We start from the raw sequence: 18,476 nt of genomic DNA on the forward strand, positions 1-18,476 counted from the left end.
CGGCCGCGCGGATCGGGCGGTTCACCGGCTGGCGGCACGGGATTACCGGTGCGCGGCCAGGCGTCCAGACATGGAGGCAGGGGGGAGGCCGGGGCGAACGGGGCCCGGACCGGAGTCAGATCTTCCACGACGCCGGGTCGTCACGCAAGGCGAAGGGCCCCGTTCTTTAAGCAAAACCCCGAAGTAACTTACGAATCCATGGCCGATGGCGGCCCGAGGTGCGGATTTCGTTGGCAGACCTGAGGACGCGTCAGATGGATCATCGGCAGGTTCAGGCGAGGCGCTTCTCGATCCAGTCCGCCGCGGTCCGGCGGAAGAGGCGCCGGCTGTCGGCGCGGCGGAAGTCGTGGCCCTCGGCGTGCAGCAGGAGCAGTTCCGCCTCCTGACCGCGTTCCCGGGCGGCGCGCACGATCTGCTCGGACTCGCGCGGCGGGACGTTGGTGTCGTGGGCCCCGTGGACGGCGAGGAGGGGAACGCTCAGGGCGTCGACGCGGCTCATGGGCGAGAGCGCGCGCAGCAGCGCCCGGTCGCGTTCCGGGTGGCCGTACTTGTGGGCCGCCGACTCGGCCAGCCAGGGTTCCGTCGTGGCGAAGAAGGTCGTCAGGTCGGACATGCCGCAGACGGTGACGCCGGTGCGGAAGAGTCCGGGATGCCAGACGAGCGAGGCGAGCGTCAGGTAACCGCCGTACGAGTGGCCCATGACGGCCAGGCGCCGGATGTCGGCCAGGCCGGCCTCGACGACGTGGGCGACGCAGTCGGCGACGTCGTCGATGGCGGCGAAGCGCCCCTCGCCGAGGTCCGCGTCGCGGAAGGTGCGGCCCCAGCCGGACGAGCCGCGGACGTCGGGGGCGAAGACGTCCAGGCCGCGGCCGGTCAGCTCGTGGTACAGCGGGTCGAAGACCGGCCGTTCCTGCTCCTCGGGGCCGCCGTGCAAGTGGACCACGCAGGGCGCGGGTTCGCCGGGCGCGCGGCCGGGAGCGCGGTGGTACCAGCCGCCCAGGCGCAGCCCGTCGCGGGCCTTCGGCCGCATCGGGACCGGGCGCACCGGCGCGGGTCCGGGCGGCACCGTGTCGGCGTCCCGCGCGGTCCACGGCGTACGCAGCGCGGTCGACGCGTCGGCCAGGTGCCACACGCCCGGGCGGCGCTGCGATCCGGCCAGGGCGGCCACGAGACCGTGCGGACCGGCGGCGGCGACGCGGGTGACGACCTCGTGCTCGAGCTTCACCGTCCGGGGCGGCAGCGGCACCGTCTCCGGCTCGGGCAGGGCGAGGGTCTCCACCTCGCTGATCCCGGCCGCGTTCCAGACCAGGGCGGCGCGGCGGCCGTCCTCGACGAGCGCGAACAGCTCCAGGTCGTGGGCGGCCCTCCGGGCGATCTCGCGCAGACCGGTGCGTCGCCCCTCCTCGTCCAGGTCGACGGCGAGCAGGGCCGCGAACTCGGCGCCGTGGTCGCTGCGCAGCCACATCGTGCCGGCGTCGGCCGAGAAGCGGCCGATCCACGGGTCGCCGTCGGCGACCGGGAGCGTGCACGCCACGGCCTGGTCGGCGACCCGGACCACGACCGCCTCGCGGCCGCCGCGCGGCCCGCGCCGGAGCAGCGCGAGCCGGCCGTCGCGGCTGACGTCGCAGACGCGCAGCGTGGCCGCCGCGGACTCGTCGGCGAGCAGCACCGGCGGGCGGGTGCCGTCGGGATCGATCAGATAGGCGGAGAGGCGGTCGCGCACGGGCCCAGGGCCGTCGCCCCGGACCGGGCGGCCGTCCGCGCCGAGCAGGGTGGCGGGCCCGTCGCGCTCCGCCCCGGCCGGCGGCTCCTCCGGGCGCCGGACGGGATCGCCCGCCTCGTCGACCGGCTCGGCGACGGTGACGGCCAGCGCCGAACCGTCGCCGACCCAGCACCCGAGATAGGCGGACGTGCCGGGCTCCGCCCCGGCGAGGACCCTGCGGTCCGAGCCGTCGGGGCGGACGCACAGCACGCGGGTGTGTCCGCTGCCGCCGGGCGCGACGGTGTACGCGATCCACCGGCCGTCCGGCGACCAGGCGACCTCCGTGACGTGGTCGGGCGTGGTGTCGAGCGGCCAGGCCTGCTCGTCGTCGGCCCGTCCGACCCACAGCTGCGGCGAGCCGCCCCGGTCGCAGACGAACGCGATGCGCTCGCCGCCGGGGTCGGCGGAGGGATACCAGCAGGCGTGCGCCGTCTGCAGCGGCGGGGTGTCCTGGTGCCCCGCCCCGGCCGGCAGGGGCTGCGCCGCGGGCGCGCCCGGCCGGCGTTCTCCGGTCAGTCGATTCCGTGCGTCTGCAGCCATATCTCCAGCAACGCTACCTGCCACAGGGCGTTCTGCCCGCGGTGGGCGCGGTGGTCGTCGGGCGCCTCCAGGAGGGAGGCGACGTACTCCTCGCGGAACAGCCCGCGGGAGCGGGCGGCGGGAGCGGCCAGGGCGTCCCGGACGCGCTCCATGACGGGCGGGGCGAGGTGGTGGATCGCGGGCACGGGGAAGTAGCCCTTGGGCCGGTCGACCACGTCGCGCGGGAGGACCGTCCGCCCGATGTCCTTGAGGACGCCCTTGCCGCCCTGGGCGAGCTTCAGTTCGGGCGGGCAGGCGGCCGCGAGCTCGACGAGTTCGTGGTCGAGGAAGGGCACCCGGGCCTCCAGGCCCCAATCCATGGTCATGTTGTCGACCCGCTTCACGGGGTCGTCGACGAGCATCACATGGGTCTCGGTGCGCAGCGCCGCGTCGATGCCCGTCTCGGCGCCCGGCTGGGCCATGTGGGCCTCGATGTACTCCCGGGACACGTCGCGCAGCGGCAGCATCTCCGGTTGCAGGATCTTCTCCAGGTCCGCGTGACCGCGGTCGAAGTACACCTCGGCGTACCGGTCGGGCTGCTCGGCGCGCGAGGCCTGCGCGAGCCGCTGGTGCCAGTGGTAGCCGCCGAAGACCTCGTCGGCGCCCTGGCCGCTCTGGACGACGCTGACCTCCTTCGCGACCAGCTCCGACAGGAGGTGGAAGGCGACGACGTCATGGCTCGTCATGGGTTCGCTCATGGCGGCGACCGCCGCGTCCAGCGCGGTGGAGACCCGGTCGGACGGCACCATCAGCTGGTGGTGGTCGGTGCCGAAGCGCCGGGCGACGAGGTCGGAGTAGAAGAACTCGTCACCCTCCTCGCCGGCCTCCGTCTCGAAGCCGACGCTGAAGGTCGCGAGGTCCGCCTGTCCTTCCTCGGCCAGCAGGGCCACGATCAGGCTGGAGTCCAGGCCGCCGGAGAGGAGTACGCCGACGGGCACGTCGGCCACCATCCGGCGCCGTACGGCGGTGCGGAGCGCGTCCAGCACGGCGTCCCGCCACTCCTCGGCGCCCATGCCCGAGAACTCGGCGCGGCGCGCGTAGGAGGGCTGCCAGTAGGTGTGGTCGGCGTGGGTGCCGTCCGGTTCCACGACGCGGACGGTGGCCGGGGGCAGCTTGCGTATTCCGGCGAGGATCGTGCGCGGCGCGGGGACCGTGGACTGCCAGCTCATGTAGTGGTGGGCGGCGACCGGGTCGAGGGTCGTGTCGACTCCGCCGCCGGCGAGCAGGGCCGGCAGCGTGGAGGCGAACCGGAGCCGGCCGGCGGTCTCGGCGAGGTAGAGGGGCTTGATGCCGAGCCGGTCGCGGACCAGCACGAGCCGGCCGGTGCGGTGCTCCGCCAGCGCGACGGCGAACATGCCGACGAGCCGCGTGACGAAGTCGGTGCCCCACTGGCGGTACGCCTTGAGCACGACCTCGGTGTCCGAGGTGGTGGTGAAGGTGTGTCCGAGTCCCCGGAGCTCTTCCCTGAGGTCCTGGTAGTTGTAGATGCAGCCGTTGAAGACGCAGGTCAGACCCGGCCTCGGTGTCGGTCATGGGCTGGCTGCCGCGGTCGCTCAGATCGATGATCTTGAGCCGTCGGTGGCCCAGGGCGACGGCGCCCTTGACCCACAGGCCGCGTCCGTCGGGTCCTCTGGCCGCCAGCCGGTCGGCCATGCGCTCCACCGCCGCCAGGTCGGGACGGCTTCCGTCGAACCGCATCTCACCGGTCAGACCGCACACGGGACGTCACCTCCCTGGACGGTGGACCGCCCCGTACGGCTCGTACGGGACGTGGACTCGGCGGGGTGAAGGGGCAGACGGGAACGTTTTCGCATGGGCGTCCCTCCTCGGTCGGACGGTCGGTCGTCGTCGTGTCGGTGGTCGTCGTATCCGTGGTCGTCGTATCGGTGGTCGTCGTGCCGGTCGTAGTCAAGGCGACCGGTGCCGACGTGGCCGGGAGCGGGGCGGCCGGTGTCGAGGCGGCCGGGCTCCGGGGCCGCCGGACGCGCCGCGGTGGGCCGGGCGCGGGCGGGCCGGGCGCGGGCGGGCCGGCGCACGTCGGGCGGGCGCTGCGGGCTGTCGCCCGCGCCGGGCCGGTTCATCGCGCTCCCGCCGCCGCCCGCCCGTCGCGACGGGTCGTGCGGGCCTTCGCGGCGGGGCGCGGCTGCCGGGCGGCCGGCCGGGACCTGCCGCGGGTGTCCGCGAGGAGCTGGTCCACGCCCGCGAACAGGTCCTCCCGGGCGGCCGCGGCCCGCAGCCGCTCCGCGGCGCTGCCGCGCGCGAGGGCCTCCTCCGCCAGGGACCGTACGGCCGCCCAGTCCCCGTGCGCCTCCAGGACGGGACGCAGCCGGCGGAGCATCCCGCGCACCACGGCGGAGGCGGGCGTGGGGCGGCGGGTCACCGGGTCGACGAGGTCGCCCTCCAGTCCGGAGCGGGCCGCGCGCCAGGTCGCCGCGCGCAGCCAGGCGTGGTTCCCGTCGCAGGCCGGTTCCCCGGCCGCAAGCCGGGCGCGGGCATCGGCCACGAGCGCCCGGTAGAGCGCGGCGATCAGCACCACCGTCTCCACGCGCGGGCAGGCGTCGCAGACGCGCAGTTCGAGGGTGGGCAGATGGGCCGAGGGACGGACGTCGTAATAGATCATGCCGGGGTCGCTGATGACGCCCGAGCCGACGAGCTCGCCCACCACCCGGTCGTACTCCTCGGCGTCCGCGAAGCAGGCCGGCGGGCCGGCGGTGGGCCAGCGCTGCCAGACCATGGTGCGCCAGCTCGCGTACCCGGTGTCCGCGCCGAGCCAGTACGGCGAGCTCGCGGACAGCGCGAGGAGGACCGGCAGCCACGGTGCGACGACGCACATCGCGCGGACCGCGGTGTCCCGGTCGGGCACGTCCGCGTGCACGTGGACGCCGCAGATCAGCTGCTCGTCCGCGAGCCGGCGGTAGTCGCCGGTCATGCGCGCGTAGCGCGGATCGTCGTCGGCGGTGGGTACGGAGCCGAGCCGGGCGAGCGGGGCGGTGCCGGCGGCGACGACGGCCAGGCCTTCGGAGGCGGCCGCGCGGTCGAGCCGGGCGCGGGTGGTGGTCAGGTCGGCGAAGAGTCCGTCGAGGGTCTCGTGGACCTTGCTGTTGGACTCGACCACGGACTGGGGCAGCTCCCCGGTGAAGGTGTCGCCGTACCGTTCCACGGCACGCAACACCGCACCGGCGCGCGGCACCAACTGTCCGCTCTCGATGTCGATCACGTGAAACTCTTCTTCGACCCCGATGCGGACGGTCACCGTGACTCCCTGTGATCGGACGGCCTTCTCAGGTCGCGGGCCGCGCCTTCACGGCGGCGGCTCCTCGTGAACCACCGACTGCCCCGACTCGCGCCCGGCATGCCTCCGACCTCGCACGAAGGACGGGCCCGCGCCCTCACAGCCCTGCTCCGGCCTTGCGCCGGTGGCAGTCCCAGGCACGCTCCGCCACGCCCGCGCCGAGCAGGACGTCGGCGGCCGTACACGCGAGTGCCTCGGCCGCGTTCAGCATCACCCGGCGGGCTCGGGGGCTGCCGGCGGCCTCCGCGAAGCGGGGCGTGTGGTCGGACCCGTCGGGCCCGTCCGCGCCCATGACGGCGACGAAGGGATGGACGGCCGGGACCCGGGTGCTCACGTTGCCGATGTCCGAGGAGCCGAGGTAGATCCCGGGCGTCGGGTCGGTGAGCCGGATGCCGGTGCGCGCGAGGTGCCCGGCGAAGAGGTCCGAGAGCACGTCGTTGTCCCGGAAGTGTTCGTAGCGGCCGCCGACGTCCGTCACCTCGGCCTTGGTACGGGTGGCGAGCGCGACGCCCTCGGCGCAGGCGCGCAGCTCGTCCACAAGGTCCTCCAGCGCGCTGGTGGTCGCGCCGCGCAGCCCGAAGAGGCCCTCGGCGTAGGCGGGGACGATGTTGGTCGCCTCGCCGCCCTCGGAGACGATGCCCTGCACATGGGAGCCGGGCGGCAGCCGCCGGCTCAGGACGCCGAGGGTGTTGAACAGCTGGATCAGCGCGCCGAGGGCGTCGATGCCCTGGGTCGGGTTGCCGGTGGGGTGGGCGGCGCGCCCGTGGAAGCCGATCCGCACCTGCGCGCTGGCGGTCAGCGGCGCCCGGGCCCAGTCGTACACGCCCGGATGGAACATCAGGGCCGCGTCGACCCCGTCGAAGACGCCCGCCTCCACCATGGCGACCTTGCCGCCGCCGCGCTCCTCGGCGGGCGTTCCCACGGCCAGCACGGTGCCGGCGGTCTCCCCCAGCGCGGCCCGTACGGCGAGCGCCGCGCCGAGGCCCGCGGAGGCGATCAGGTTGTGTCCGCAGGCGTGCCCCAGGCCCGGCAGCGCGTCGTACTCCATCAGCAGGGCGACGCGGGGCCCGGTCCGCTCCCCGTCCTGATGGCTCGGGCCGGCCTCGGCGACGAAGGAGGTCGGCAGGCCGGCCACGCCCGTCCGTACGCGGAATCCGCCGCGCTCCAGTTCCGCGCTCAGGAGCCGGGCCGCCCGGTGCTCCTCGTACGCCGTCTCGGGCTCGCGGTGCAGGGTGAGGGCCACCTCCCACAAGCGGTCGGCGCGGGCGTCCACCTGCTGGCGGATCCGGGCGTAGCGGGACTCCAGGGACGATGACACGAGGGCCTCCTCGGGTCGGGGCCGGCTTGCCTGACTCCTCCGCGTCTTCCACTCCGGGCGCGTCCGACACCCGCCGCGCCCGCCCGCCGCCGGGCTCGCCGTGCCGGCCGGGCCCGCCGGGCAGGGTCCACGTCGTCGTGCGCCAGTCGCCGTCCGCCCTGGCATTCGCTCCGCCCTGGGCGTTCGTTCAGCCCTGGGCGTTCGTTCAGCCGGCCTCTTCGCCCAGGGTCGCCTCGACCTGCCTCAGGCGCCACTCCTCCAGTGTCCGCTGCTGGTCTCGGGCCCGCTCCAGCAGCGCGTCGAGCCGGGCGGGATCGAGGCGCTCGTGCGTGCCGGCGAGCCGGCGCAGGGTCTGCCATCCGGCCGCCTTGCCCTCCACACCCAGGCGCAGCGCCTCCAGCTCGACCACGGTGCTCAGCGGCGAGCGGCGCACCAGACGGCCGTTGCCCTTCAGCCGTCCCAGCTTCTCCGCCACCCAGCCCGCGCACACCTTGGAGCGGCGTACGGGGACGTCGAGGTCCCGCATGATGCCGACGAGCGTCGCTCGGTCCTGGGCGATGCCGGAGGCGACGGGCCCGAGCTCGCGGCCGAGGGCGGTGCCGCGTGCGAGACGTGCGAGATGGCCGGCCCGCAGGGTGCCCGCGGTGGCGCCGGCGAGGTGGTCGTTCAGATAGATCGTGAGCAGTTTCCGGTCGGCGCCGTGTGAGGGCGGGCGGTGCCCGGGTACGCGCGAGCGTCGTGGAGCGTTCATGTCCGGCCTCCTGGGGGATGTCCGTGCGGGTGCGAAGGGCTCACCGTCGTCGTGACGCGTACGAGGCAGGGCGCGCGGGGTGTGGAGGCGAAGCCGAACCGTACGGGCGGTTCCACCGCGCTGAGCGGGCCCAGGTCCCGCCCGCGCAGGATCGCGGTCGCCGCGGTGATCGGGCGCAGATCGCGGGCGCCGTACCACTCGTGGCGTCCGCCGCCGGCCGTCCCGCGGGTGCGCACGCCCAGGAGCAGACGGGAGAGCGGGTCCGTCACCGCCGTCCAGCCGGGCCGGGCGGCCAGCGCGCCGGGGACCGCGCGCAGCAGCACACCCGTGGGGCCGCGCCGTCCGACGGTGAACCGGAGGTCGAGCAGCGGGCCCGCGGTGACCGTCCACTCGTCGCCGGTGACGCGGGCGCGTACGGGTGCGACGCGGACGTCGTCGAAGGAGTAGGTGGCGCCGATGAAGTCCGCCGTCGTCTCGGTGGGGGCCAACAGCAGGCGGTGGCCGTCGCCTCGTTCGAGCATCACGTCGCTGAGCGGGCCGAAGGGAGAGCGGGGCCAGTGGCCGAGGACCAGGCGGGTGCCGGACGCCGTGCCGATGCCGGCGATCCAGCCGTCGAAGCGCAGGGGGCCGGCCCGCGCGGATCGGCGCATCAGGGTGCCCCCGTGCCGGTCCGGTTCATCCGTCCGCGGCCGGTCCGAGCCGGCCGCACCGGCGCCACGCCAGGAGCCATCCGGCCTGCATCGCCGCGTCCAGCAGATAGGTCGGACGGATCCGGCCCCTGGGCACGTACACCAGGTCGACGGCCAGCAGGGTCACGGCCGTCCCGAGGCCCGTGCGCCGGGCCTGCCGCACCGCGGGCGGGGCGGCCGAGGAGAACAGCATGCTCCATCCTGCCGTGGCCAGCAGTCCGGCCGTCGTGCGCTGGAGCCATTCGTAGCGGGGCTTGGGTCCGAAGACCCACTCGAAGCTGCGCAGGTGCAGCAGCGGCCAGCCGCCGCCGACCAGGTTGAACAGGCCCTGGGCCCGTGCCACCAGCACCGGGTTCATGTCCGTCTCCTCCCGCCGGGCCGCGCGGTGCCGGTGGCATGCCGGTGGGCAGACGCGCTGCTCCGGCGCACGCGACACCACGCAGCCGACTGCCCCGGCGGTCTGCCGCGAAACTCGCCCCGTGCCGAGGCGGCGGCCGGCCGAGACGGTGGCCGGCCGCCCACCGGAGCGCCCCGGCCCTCCGCGCCGGCCCCAGGGGCGGGCGCGGGATCGGGCGGTGACGCCTCAGCCCTTGCCGCGCCCGGTCATGGCGTCCCGCAGCCGGTCGACGAGACCCACGCCCGGCGCGAGCAGCTTGTTGGCCGGCGGCGTGTCGGGAGCGGACGGGTGCGGGCGGGTCGGCGCCATCTTCTTGGCCTGCCGGACCTTGTCGCCCAGTTCGTTCAGCATCTCGGCGGAACACGCCTGCCGCAGCTGGGGAAAGAGATTGTTCTCCTCGTCGGCGACGTGGGAACGGATTTCCTGCATGAGCTGCATCATCAGCCCGTCGAACTGCGGATCGTCGGCGGCGCAGCCCTCCAGCTCCTTCATCGTGCGCTCGGCCTCGGCGTGGTCCTCGAGTTCCTTGTCCGCGAGCGCGTCGCCCTGCGGGAGGTGCTTCCGGACGGCCGGGTAGAGATAGGACTCCTCGGCGACGGAATGACGCACCAGCTCCATGGTGATCTGGTCCGCGCATTCCTTGCGGCGCGGGTCACCGGAAGGCATTCCCTGCATCTTGGTGAAGAGCTGCTCCACTTCCTGATGGTCGTGGGTGAGCTCGGCGATGACGTCGCCACCGTGTCCCATGTTTCTCTCCTTTTTCCGTTCTCCGATACGGGCTTCCAATGAAGCGCGAGGAGCGGGAAAACGGCGGCAATGCCGGGTTGTCAGCGTGTCGCCGTCCTTTTGCGCGTGACCTGCGTCATTTCGGGACTTCAGGGGTGTGGGTTACGGTGCCGGGGATTTCGCTCCCTCTTCCCCGTACGGACGGTCAGCCGTGCCCGCAGACGACCTTCTCTCCCCGATCGTGGCGGCGACGACGCAGTGGCTCCTCGCGGCCTACCCGCCCGCCCCGGGTGCGCTGCAGCGCACCCGCGCGGAGGCGCAGGCGCGCCAGGCCGTGACGGTGGCGGCACTGCTGCGGTATCCCACGGAGCTGGACGCCGAGCTGGTGGCGTTCTCGGGGCCGGGCGGCGCGTCCCGGCTCGACTGGATCACCGGTGCGGACGCCACCGCGCCGGAGGAGACCGAGGCGTGGCGCTCCTGGGTGGACGAGGTCGTGACCAGCTGGGCCGCCTGCCTGCTGAGCTCCCCGGCCCTCGCCTCCCGCGCGGCCGACGCGGTCCTCGCGGCGCGCGGCGACAGCGCGCCCGTGGCGTTCCGGCGTCTGACCGATCCGACGGAGGAAGACCACCGCTCGGCTCCCTTCCTGCGCCATCCCGACGTCCTCGCGCCCATAGGCGATCTCCACGGTGCGCAGCTCCGGGACCACCTGGAGGCCGCGCTCCCGGCGTGACCGCCGGGCGGCTCCGAAGCCGCGCGGAGGTGCGGCGCCGCTCGTCCTCGCCGCTCCGGTCCGTCGCGGTGGACACCACCTCCGTCGCACCCGCGTCACGCTAGCGGCGGACCTCGGCGGCCACGGTCTCCCCGTCGCCCTGAACACCTCAACAGGCGGCTCCGACAACGGAGTTCCGGCTCCGTGTGCACAACGTGCGGCGCGCGACAGCGCCGTCACACGCTCTTCATGCCGTGTGCATGGTCCTGGTGCGGCTCTCCCGCCCATGATCGGCAGGGCGCCCCCCGCCACGCCCCGCCGCCACCCGCACCCTCACCCCGAGGAGCCGTCAGCCATGCCCAGCCGCCGTACCTTCCTTGCCGGTTCGACCGCCGCGCTCGGTCTGGCCGCCGTCAGCGACACCACCGCTGTGGCGGCGCACGCGCCGTCGTCGGTGACGCCCGCGGACGGCGCGGAGGCGTCGGCCGACCGGCCGCCCAACTTCGTCGTCGTCCTCGCCGACGACCTCGGCTACGGAGAGCTCGGCGCCTACGGCCAGAAGCTGATCAGCACCTCTCGCCTGGACCGGCTCGCCGCCGAGGGGCTCCGCTTCACCGACGCCTACTCCACCGCCGCCGTCTGCGCCCCGTCACGCTGCTCCCTGCTGACCGGGCTCCACACCGGCCACTCCACCGTCCGCGCCAACCCCTCCGCCGGCGGCCAGGGTTCGCTCACCGCAGACGACACGACCTTCGCCGAGGTGCTCCGGGCGCGCGGCTACCGCACCGCGCTGATCGGCAAGTGGGGCTTCGGACCGGAGGCCGCCGGCCAGGACAGTCACCCGGCCGCCCGGGGCTTCGAGGAGTTCTACGGCTACATCGACCACAGCCACGCCCACGAGTACTACCCCGCGTACCTCTGGCACAACGACGTCAAGGAGCCCATCCCGGCCAACGCCGGCGGTGTGAAAGCGGTGTACGCCCCGGACCTCCTGGAACAGCGCGCCCTGAAGTTCATCGGCGACCACGCCTCCGAGCCGTTCCTCCTCTTCCTCACGCCGAACGTCCCGCACGCCCCCAGCGACATCCCCGACTCCGGCGCCTACGCGGACCGGACCTGGACGGCCGCGAACAAGGGGCACGCGGCCCAGGTCACGTACTTCGACTCGCTCGTCGGCAAGGTCGTCGACCGGCTCCGGGAGCTCGGTCTGGCGCAGGACACCGTCGTCCTCGTCACCAGCGACAACGGCCCCCACGAGGAGGGCGGGGTGAACCCCGATCTGTTCGACGCGAACGGCCCGCTGCGGGGCTACAAGCGCAACCTGTACGAAGGCGGCGTGCGCGTCCCGCTCATCGCCTGGGGTCCCGGCCGGGTCCGGCCGGGCACCAGCGACCGTCCCACCTCCCTGACCGACGTGCTCCCCACCCTGGCCGAACTCGGCGGCGCTCCCTCTCCCACCGACGTCGACGGCCTGTCCGTCGCTCCCCTGCTCGCCGGCGGTGCCGACTCGGCACGCCACGGTCACCTGTACTGGTTCCGGGACGAGCGGGGCGTCACCAGCCGGGCGAACGCGCAGGACGGCGGGCGTGCCGGCTGGCTCGCCGAGGCGGTCCGCCGGGACGACTGGAAGGCCGTGCGCTTCGCCCCTGAGCGGGACCACGACCTCCCGGACGACCAGTGGCAGGTGGAGCTGTACGACCTGGCCACCGATCCCGGGGAGACCGGCGACCTCGCGACCCGGCACCCCGCGAAGGCGGCGGAGCTGGTGACGTTGATGCGCTCCTCCTGGAAGGACACGTATCCGCGCATCCCGTTCGGCACCGGTCTGGCCCTGCCCGCGCTGGCCGTCCCCGGACGGTCGTTCACCGTGACGGCCACGCTCCACAACGGCTCCTCCCGCCCGTGGACCGCGGCGGCGCTCGCCCTGCGCGCGCCCGACGGCTGGACCGTGACCGCCACCTCCTCGACCACCGCGGACCGGCTCGACGTCGGCGGCCGGCTCACCGCCTCCTGGCAGGTCACCCCGCCGGCGAGCGCCGCTCCCGCGCGGTCGTGGACGCTCACCGCGGAGGGCAGCGCCCTGGCTCCGGGCGGCCCGGTCCGCTATCCCGCGACGGGCACCGTCGCGACCCCGCCTCCTGCCCCCGCCCGTGACGCGTACCTCTCCGACCTCACCTGGATCAGCGCCGCCAACGGCTGGGGGCCTGTGGAACGCGACACCTCCAACGGCAAGAACGCCGCCGGCGACGGCCCGCCGATCTCCTTCGGCGGTACGACCTACCCGAAGGGCCTGGGTGTCCACGCTCCCAGCGACATCGCGTACCACCTCGGCGGTGTCGCGGTCCGATTCACGTCCCTGGTCGGTATCGACGACTTCTCCGCCAAGCAGAGCTCCCTCGGCGCCACCCGCGCCAAGGTCTACGGCGACGACCGCCTGCTGCTGACGACTCCCACCCTCACGGCCGCCACCGGCCCGGTCCAGGTCGATCTGGACGTACGCGGCATCCGCGTCCTCCGCCTGGTCGTCGAGGACGCGAACAACCGCACGTCCTTCGACCACACCTCCTGGGCCCTGGCCCACGTCACCGTGGGCTGACCTCCCGCGCCCGCATGTGAGAGGCCGCCTCGGAACACTCCGGGGCGGCCTCTTCCACCGTAACGACGGACGGACGGCGCTATGCGAGGTCGGCGGCCACCCGGAACCCGATGTTCCCGGTCGAACTGTCCGGTGTGTTGGAGCTGCGGGCGGCGACGCGGTAGCGGTTGCAGTAGGAGTCGTGGCACAGGTACGAGCCGCCGCGCATCGCCCGTGAACCGTCGTCGCCCGGGGTGAACCGGTCCGCGCACCACTCCCAGACGTTGCCGACCGTGTTGTAGAGACCGAAGCCGTTGGGGCGGAAGGACTTCACGGGGGCGGTTCCCACGTAGCCGTCGGCGGCGGTGTTGAGGTCCGGGAACTCGCCCTGCCAGATGTTGCACATGTGGCGGCCGCCGGGCGTGAGTTCGTCGCCCCACGGGTATCGGCGCTGCTCCAGGCCGCCGCGGGCCGCGTACTCCCACTCCGTCTCGCTCGGCAGGCGGGTGCCGGACCAGGCGCAGTAGGCCTGGGCGTCGTGCCAGGAGACGTGCACGACGGGATGGTTCTGCCGGTCGGTGACGTGGGAGCCGGGCCCCTCGGGGTGGCGCCAGTCGGCTCCCTCCACCGCGCGCCACCAGGGGACGGCCGCCACGGGCGGGGACACGGCGGCCACCTCCTCGCTCAGGAAGGCGCCGAAGGTGAAGGAGAAGCCGAAGCGCTCGGCGTCGGTGACGTGCCCGGTCGCCTTGACGAAGGTGGCGAACTGGGCGTTCGTCACGGTCGTGGCCGCGATCCGGAAGGGTGCGACCACGGCCTCGCGGACCGGTCCCTCGGCGTCCGCCGGAAAGCCCTCCGGGTCGTCGGTGCCCATGAGGTAGCGGCCTCCGGGCAGGGTGAGCAGCTGCCGGGCCACCCGGGAGGGCGGGGGCGCGGGGCGGGGCGGGGCGAGGGTGGGTACCGGGGCGCGGGTGTGACCTGGGGTGCAGCATTCGGGCATGACGGCTCCGTGGGAACGATGAGCGGCCGGCGCCCGTGCCGTGCGACACGGGTGCCGGCCGGTGGCTGTACGTGGTGCGGGTCAGGACACGCGGTCGGCGGCGAGCCGGGAGGCCAGGGCGGGGATGCCCAGCGCCTGTTCCTCGGCCGGAGTCGCCTGATACAGCTTGTTGGTCAGCTGGTACGGGTCGTTCGCCAGGTCGTAGTACTCGCGGAACGTCACCTGGCCGGTGCCGGTCACGGTGCCGCTCGCGTCGGTCGTCAGGTCGTAGTACTCGGTGTACTGCTTGTCCTTGGCCACGTACGAGGACCAGGTGGGCGTCCCGCCGGTGCCGGTGCCCTGCTTCCACCACTCCACCAGGAGGTGGTCGCGGCTGGCGGAGGAGAGCAGGGACGTGCCGTCCTGCGGGGCGCTCGGGGTGATGCCCGCCGCGTCGAGGAGGGTCGGCGCGATGTCGATGTTCGCGACGATGCGGTTGTCCACGGTCCCCGCGCCCAGGCCGCCGGCGGGCCAGGAGAGGTAGAACGGCACCTCGTGCGCCGGGCGGTAGGGCACCGACTTCGCGGTCCAGCCGTGGTCCGCCCAGCCGAAGCCGTTGTCGCCGATGTAGATGACGAGGGTGTTGTCCAGTTGCCCCAGCGCCTGGAGCTTGTCCTTGAAGGCCTGCACCGCGTCGTCGACGGAGAGCAGGGTGCGCAGCTGCTCGGCGCGGATCCGCCGGCCGTCGGCGAGGGTGCCGGTGGCGTTCTTGATGTACGCCGGCTTGTCGCTGCGGTCGTTCTCGGGAACGGAGGGGCGGCCGTTCCACTCCGGGACGACGGTGTCCGCGTACTTCGCCTCGGGGGTGCGCGGGCCGTGGGACGCGTAGGGCGTGACGTACGCGAACCAGGGGCGGGGGTCGGTGGCGGCCTTGGCGAGGAAGTTCAGTGTGCGGTTCTTGACGATGGTGGTGGTGTAGCCGTTGATCGTCTGGACGGTGCCGTTGACGTTCCACTGGGCGTCGACGTATCCGGGCTGGAGGAGGGCGAACTCCTCGAAGTGCGGCGGGTTGTCCGCCAGGGTCCAGGAGTTGAGGTACTTGCCGAACAGGCCGGTGCGGTAACCCGCCTGCTTGAGGTACTTCTGCACGGTGGTGCTCTGGTCCAGCGCGTGGGAGGCGCCGTTGTTGCGCACGCCGTGGTTGTGGGCGTGGCGGCCGGAGAACACGCTGGACCGGGACGGTGCGCACAGCGGGGTGGTGACGTGGCCGTTGGTGAACTTCACGCCTTGGTCGGCGAGCCAGGCGACGGTCTTGGGCAGGGCCCACTCGGTGTGCTTGGGCTGGTCGTCGGTGACGATCAGCAGGATGTTCGGCCGACCGGCGGCAGCGGCAGCGGCGGCGCCGGCTCCGGCGACCTGCGCGAAGGCGGGTACGGCGGTCGCGGCCGCCACTGCGGCGGCACCGCCGAGAAAGCCTCTTCGGCTCACCGGCGGGCGTCGGTTCTCGCTCATGATGTCCATTCCTCCTGGGTGCGTCTGCACATGGGGGCACGGCGGACGAACGGACGAGGGAGCAAGCCGTCGGCCGCGGTGCGAGCGGGGAAGAGACGGGAGTCAGGCGGGGGGCGCCAGGTGGGGATCCCGTACGGGGAGAGGGCGCGCTCAGCGCGCCGGGGGGACCGTACAGACCGTACACAGGGCGCTGGCCACGTGCCCCTGGTCGACGTGGCGGCGCGCAGTGAGGATTCCTGCTGCCATGACCACGACAGTAGGCGCCCCGGAGGCCGCCTTCCATAGACGGGAGATGAAATGGGCGGCTCGCCTTCGCCGCGCCCCCGCACGGTTCAGCTGACGCAGGTCTTCTCCCGGGCCGGCTCTGCTGCTGCGGGCGTGGGCCCGTCGACGAGGAGCGGTCGGGCCGCGACCAGGCCGGCCGCGGTTTCGGGGACGACGAGCGCGACGAGCAGCAGGAGGGGGATCTGCCAGGTGTCGGTGAGGGTGTGGAGGAGTCCGAGGCTGGCGGGGCCGGTGCCGGCGAGGAGGTAGCCGAAGGTCTGCGCCATGCCCGACAGGCGTGCGGCGACGGCCGGGTTGGGTGAGCGCAGGGTGAGGAGGGTCATGGCGAGGGGGAAGGCGCTGCCGGTGGCGAGGCCGAGGACGCACACCCACATCCACGCGAGCGAGGGCATGGTGAGGATCCCGGCGAGGCTGGTGATCTTGATGGCGGCCAGTGCGAGGACGAGGGGCTGCTGTTGTGGGAGGCGGGCGGCGATCACCGGCATGACGTAGCCCATGGGGATGCCGAGGGTGAGCATCACGGAGACCATCGCGCCGGCGGTGGTCTTGCTGTAGCCGTCGGCCTGCATGATCTCGGGCAGCCATGCGGCGAGCGCGTAGAACATGAGGGAGACGATCCCGAGGAAGGTGGCGACCGCCCACGCCAGCGGGGACCGCAGCAGGCTGCCTTCGTGGCGGGCCGCTGCGGGGCGCCGGGGACCGGAGCCGGAGCCGGGGCCGTGGTGGCGGGTGGCCAGGACGGCCCACAGTGCGGCACCGGCGGCGGCGGGCGCCGCCCAGACGGCCATGGCCGCTTGCCACCCGGCGAGGCGTCCGACGGGCACGGCCATGCCCGCGGCCACTGCGCCGCTGGACGCCATGAGGGTCATCGCCAGGCCGGTCGCCCGCCCGATCTGTTGGGCGAAGCGTTCCTTGACGACGGCGGGGACGAGGACGTTGCCGGTGGCGATCCCCGCGCCGGCGATGATCGTCCCGGCGAAGAGGGCGGTGGTGCAGGGCAGGCCGCGCAGGGTGATGCCGACGGCGATCAGCAGCAGCGCGCCGGTGATCGCGGGCTCGGTGCCGGTACGCCGTGCGAGCGCCGGCACCCATGCGGCGAACGCGCCGAGGCACAGCACGGGCAGGGTGGTCAGGATGCTGAGCTGCAGGCCGGTGAGGTGGCGGGTGTGCTGGATGTCGGTGAGCAGCGGGCCGGTGCACGTGATCGCGGCCCGAAGGTTCACGGTGAGCAGGATGAGGCCGAGCAGGACCCATATGCGGGTGGCGTGGCGTCTGGTCGTGGTGGTGGGCATAGCGGGTGTTCCCCCGGTGTGAAGCTGGTGGTGGCCCGGGTGCCTGGTCGCGGCACGGGCCGGAAACGAGGAGACGGCGCCCTCCGTCAGGGGGCCTTGCCCCGGGTGGGGTGGGCCGTGCGGAGGGCGCCGTCTCACGGGCCGTGTGCGGGCCGGCCGTCCCCGGCCCGCACACGGTGCCCTTGGGTCAGACGCTGACCGTGTCGTGGCCGAGGGGGCAGCCGCCGGTCTTGGCGGCGGTGCCGGTGAGGAACGCGGCGGCCGTCGCGGTGCCGCCGGTGTCGGAGGGGGCGGTGGCGGTGCCGCCGAGTTGGCCGAGGATCTCCTCGGACAGCAGGTCCTGCTTGCCCTTCAGGCTGGAGGCGACCTTCTGGTCCGCGGAGAACACCATCTCCGCGGCGATGTTGTCCTGGACGATGCGCGCGATGTTCTCCAGCGCCACGTTCACGGGATCGGTGACGGGCAGCTGGTCGCTGATGATGTCGATCAGGTGCGTCGCCGCGCGGTCGGGGTTCATGTGGGGGCGGATGATGATGGTGTTCTGGTTGTCGACCGACGTGGTCCACATGGAGAACACGGCTATGTAGACGTCGTTCCAGCGGGCGCCGAGCTGGTTCTTCCAGCGGGTCATGAGGGCGTTGACGGCGTCGATCTGGACCTTCGCGGCGTAGGACATGTTCGTGCGTATGTCGCCGTAGACGGCGCCGGTGGCGTCCTCGAACTGCTTCATCGTGAACGACCGGCTGTCGATCGCGCTGGAGCAGAAGTCGATCAGCGAGGTGAGGATCGCGCGGGAGGACTTCTCCAGCTTGTCGGGCAGGCCGGCGGGCTTGAGGGCGTTCCGGCCGCTGATCAGGACGTCGCGCCACTGCCTCAGCGGGTCGACCCAGGCGGTGGACTCGGGGCCGACCATGGCGACGGATTCGAGGTCGTGGGCGTCCATGTCGCCGGCCTTGAGGTGCCAGTCGGGGACGCGCTTGTTGAGGTAGCGGGCGAGGACGGAGAACGTGCCGAGCGGGGTGTGGGCGATCGACTTCGCCAGCTGGAAGATCTGGTCGATCGGCGCGGTCTGTTCGACCACGACGCCGTTCTCGACCAGGTAGTACGTGCCGCCCTCGGGGCCGTTGGTGACGACGATGACCGGGGAGAGCTTGTTCTGGAGTTCGTCCTTGAGGGACTTGTAGCGGGTTCTCATCCCGGCGTTGACGTTCAGGATCGCGGTGCGCGCCTCGGCCTTCGTCATGGCGGGGGCGGTGCCGTCGGTCGTGGGCGTGGTTTCGGCGGAGGCCGAGGTGGCGGTCGCGGTGGCGAGGAGAGTTCCGGCGCCGATCGCGGTCGCGGTGCCGATGAAGGTGCGGCGGGTGGTCATGGGTTTTCCCCTGGTGCTTCCGTGGGTGGGTCGGTCGTGAGCGGCCGTGGCGCACGGGCCGGCTTGGGGGGCGGCTGTGCGGTGGTGCCGTTGTGGGGGGAAGCAAGGCGCGGGGCCGTGGTGCGCCGGAGAGGGGGGCGCGGGTGCCGTGTGGGCGTGACGGTCCCGTGGTCTGGCCGGGGGTGTGCCAGAGCTGTGATGCGGGTGGGGGGTGGTGTGGGGGTGTCGCTGCCGGGCCCGG

The 18,476-nt window shown here is 73.5% G+C and carries 13 protein-coding genes and 1 pseudogene; 2 read left to right on the forward strand and 12 right to left on the reverse strand.

What is annotated here, in order from left to right:
• Window positions 1-271: 271 nt before the first annotated feature.
• From ACIGO8_RS27290 to ACIGO8_RS27325, 8 genes and pseudogenes are all read right to left on the reverse strand, one after another.
• Window positions 272-2,302, reverse strand: coding sequence for an alpha/beta fold hydrolase (locus ACIGO8_RS27290; protein WP_399735962.1), 2,031 nt, complete (start codon window positions 2,300-2,302; stop codon window positions 272-274).
• Window positions 2,275-4,060: pseudogene (locus ACIGO8_RS27295) on the reverse strand (N-acetylglutaminylglutamine amidotransferase). The gene ACIGO8_RS27290 and the pseudogene ACIGO8_RS27295 overlap by 28 nt, the downstream one beginning before the upstream one ends.
• A 358-nt stretch (window positions 4,061-4,418) precedes the next feature.
• Window positions 4,419-5,558, reverse strand: a complete 1,140-nt coding sequence (locus ACIGO8_RS27300) for a glutamate--cysteine ligase (protein WP_399735965.1) — start codon at window positions 5,556-5,558, stop codon at window positions 4,419-4,421.
• Between the two features lie 172 nt (window positions 5,559-5,730).
• Complete coding sequence (locus ACIGO8_RS27305) at window positions 5,731-6,951, reverse strand: amidohydrolase (RefSeq protein WP_399735968.1); 1,221 nt, start codon at window positions 6,949-6,951, stop codon at window positions 5,731-5,733.
• 205 nt (window positions 6,952-7,156) lie between these two features.
• The gene (locus tag ACIGO8_RS27310; protein WP_399735970.1) at window positions 7,157-7,702 is read right to left on the reverse strand and encodes a hypothetical protein; all 546 of its coding nucleotides are present in this window, start codon (window positions 7,700-7,702) and stop codon (window positions 7,157-7,159) included.
• The gene (locus ACIGO8_RS27315; RefSeq protein ID WP_399735973.1) at window positions 7,699-8,352 is read right to left on the reverse strand and encodes a hypothetical protein; all 654 of its coding nucleotides are present in this window, start codon (window positions 8,350-8,352) and stop codon (window positions 7,699-7,701) included. Before ACIGO8_RS27315 ends, ACIGO8_RS27310 begins: the two co-directional genes overlap by 4 nt.
• 25 nt (window positions 8,353-8,377) lie before the next feature.
• Window positions 8,378-8,749, reverse strand: coding sequence for a hypothetical protein (locus tag ACIGO8_RS27320; protein WP_399735974.1), 372 nt, complete (start codon window positions 8,747-8,749; stop codon window positions 8,378-8,380).
• 225 nt (window positions 8,750-8,974) lie between these two features.
• Complete coding sequence (locus ACIGO8_RS27325) at window positions 8,975-9,535, reverse strand: hemerythrin domain-containing protein (protein WP_399735976.1); 561 nt, start codon at window positions 9,533-9,535, stop codon at window positions 8,975-8,977.
• Between the two features lie 190 nt (window positions 9,536-9,725).
• On the opposite strand from ACIGO8_RS27325, the gene ACIGO8_RS27330 reads away from it, so the two are divergent.
• The gene (locus ACIGO8_RS27330; protein WP_399735979.1) at window positions 9,726-10,244 is read left to right on the forward strand and encodes a hypothetical protein; all 519 of its coding nucleotides are present in this window, start codon (window positions 9,726-9,728) and stop codon (window positions 10,242-10,244) included.
• A gap of 334 nt (window positions 10,245-10,578) precedes the next feature.
• Window positions 10,579-12,819 carry a sulfatase-like hydrolase/transferase gene (locus ACIGO8_RS27335; RefSeq protein WP_399735981.1) on the forward strand — a complete coding sequence of 747 codons (2,241 nt, stop codon included), beginning with the start codon at window positions 10,579-10,581 and terminating at the stop codon, window positions 12,817-12,819.
• 79 nt (window positions 12,820-12,898) lie between these two features.
• Here the strand turns inward: ACIGO8_RS27335 and ACIGO8_RS27340 are convergent, their stop codons facing one another.
• The 4 genes from ACIGO8_RS27340 to ACIGO8_RS27355 form a co-directional block, all read right to left on the reverse strand.
• A complete protein-coding gene (locus tag ACIGO8_RS27340) occupies window positions 12,899-13,798 on the reverse strand; it encodes a formylglycine-generating enzyme family protein (RefSeq protein ID WP_399735983.1) in 900 nt (299 codons plus the stop codon).
• Between the two features lie 81 nt (window positions 13,799-13,879).
• Window positions 13,880-15,289: a sulfatase gene (locus ACIGO8_RS27345; RefSeq protein ID WP_399735986.1), complete on the reverse strand. Its 1,410-nt coding sequence runs from the start codon at window positions 15,287-15,289 to the stop codon at window positions 13,880-13,882.
• Window positions 15,290-15,621: 332 nt separating this feature from the next.
• Window positions 15,622-16,866 (reverse strand): MFS transporter, encoded by a 1,245-nt coding sequence (locus tag ACIGO8_RS27350; RefSeq protein ID WP_399735989.1) that lies wholly within the window; start codon window positions 16,864-16,866, stop codon window positions 15,622-15,624.
• Window positions 16,867-17,053: 187 nt separating this feature from the next.
• The gene (locus ACIGO8_RS27355; protein WP_399735992.1) at window positions 17,054-18,235 is read right to left on the reverse strand and encodes a hypothetical protein; all 1,182 of its coding nucleotides are present in this window, start codon (window positions 18,233-18,235) and stop codon (window positions 17,054-17,056) included.
• Window positions 18,236-18,476 lie beyond the last annotated feature (241 nt).

It is taken from the genome of Streptomyces sp. NPDC053493 (assembly GCF_044544825.1).
GTDB lineage: Bacteria > Actinomycetota > Actinomycetes > Streptomycetales > Streptomycetaceae > Streptomyces.

What these genes read in the sequence shown, in the direction of transcription:
- ACIGO8_RS27290 (WP_399735962.1), bottom strand. Translation starts at nt 2,302, where the DNA reads ATGGCTGCAGACGCACGGAATCGACTGACCGGAGAACGCCGGCCGGGC.
- ACIGO8_RS27310 (WP_399735970.1), bottom strand. Translation starts at nt 7,702, where the DNA reads ATGAACGCTCCACGACGCTCGCGCGTACCCGGGCACCGCCCGCCCTCA.
- ACIGO8_RS27315 (WP_399735973.1), bottom strand. Translation starts at nt 8,352, where the DNA reads ATGCGCCGATCCGCGCGGGCCGGCCCCCTGCGCTTCGACGGCTGGATC.
- ACIGO8_RS27320 (WP_399735974.1), bottom strand. Translation starts at nt 8,749, where the DNA reads ATGAACCCGGTGCTGGTGGCACGGGCCCAGGGCCTGTTCAACCTGGTC.
- ACIGO8_RS27325 (WP_399735976.1), bottom strand. Translation starts at nt 9,535, where the DNA reads ATGGGACACGGTGGCGACGTCATCGCCGAGCTCACCCACGACCATCAG.
- ACIGO8_RS27335 (WP_399735981.1), top strand. Translation starts at nt 10,579, where the DNA reads ATGCCCAGCCGCCGTACCTTCCTTGCCGGTTCGACCGCCGCGCTCGGT.
- ACIGO8_RS27340 (WP_399735983.1), bottom strand. Translation starts at nt 13,798, where the DNA reads ATGCCCGAATGCTGCACCCCAGGTCACACCCGCGCCCCGGTACCCACC.
- ACIGO8_RS27345 (WP_399735986.1), bottom strand. Translation starts at nt 15,289, where the DNA reads ATGAGCGAGAACCGACGCCCGCCGGTGAGCCGAAGAGGCTTTCTCGGC.
- ACIGO8_RS27350 (WP_399735989.1), bottom strand. Translation starts at nt 16,866, where the DNA reads ATGCCCACCACCACGACCAGACGCCACGCCACCCGCATATGGGTCCTG.
- ACIGO8_RS27355 (WP_399735992.1), bottom strand. Translation starts at nt 18,235, where the DNA reads ATGACCACCCGCCGCACCTTCATCGGCACCGCGACCGCGATCGGCGCC.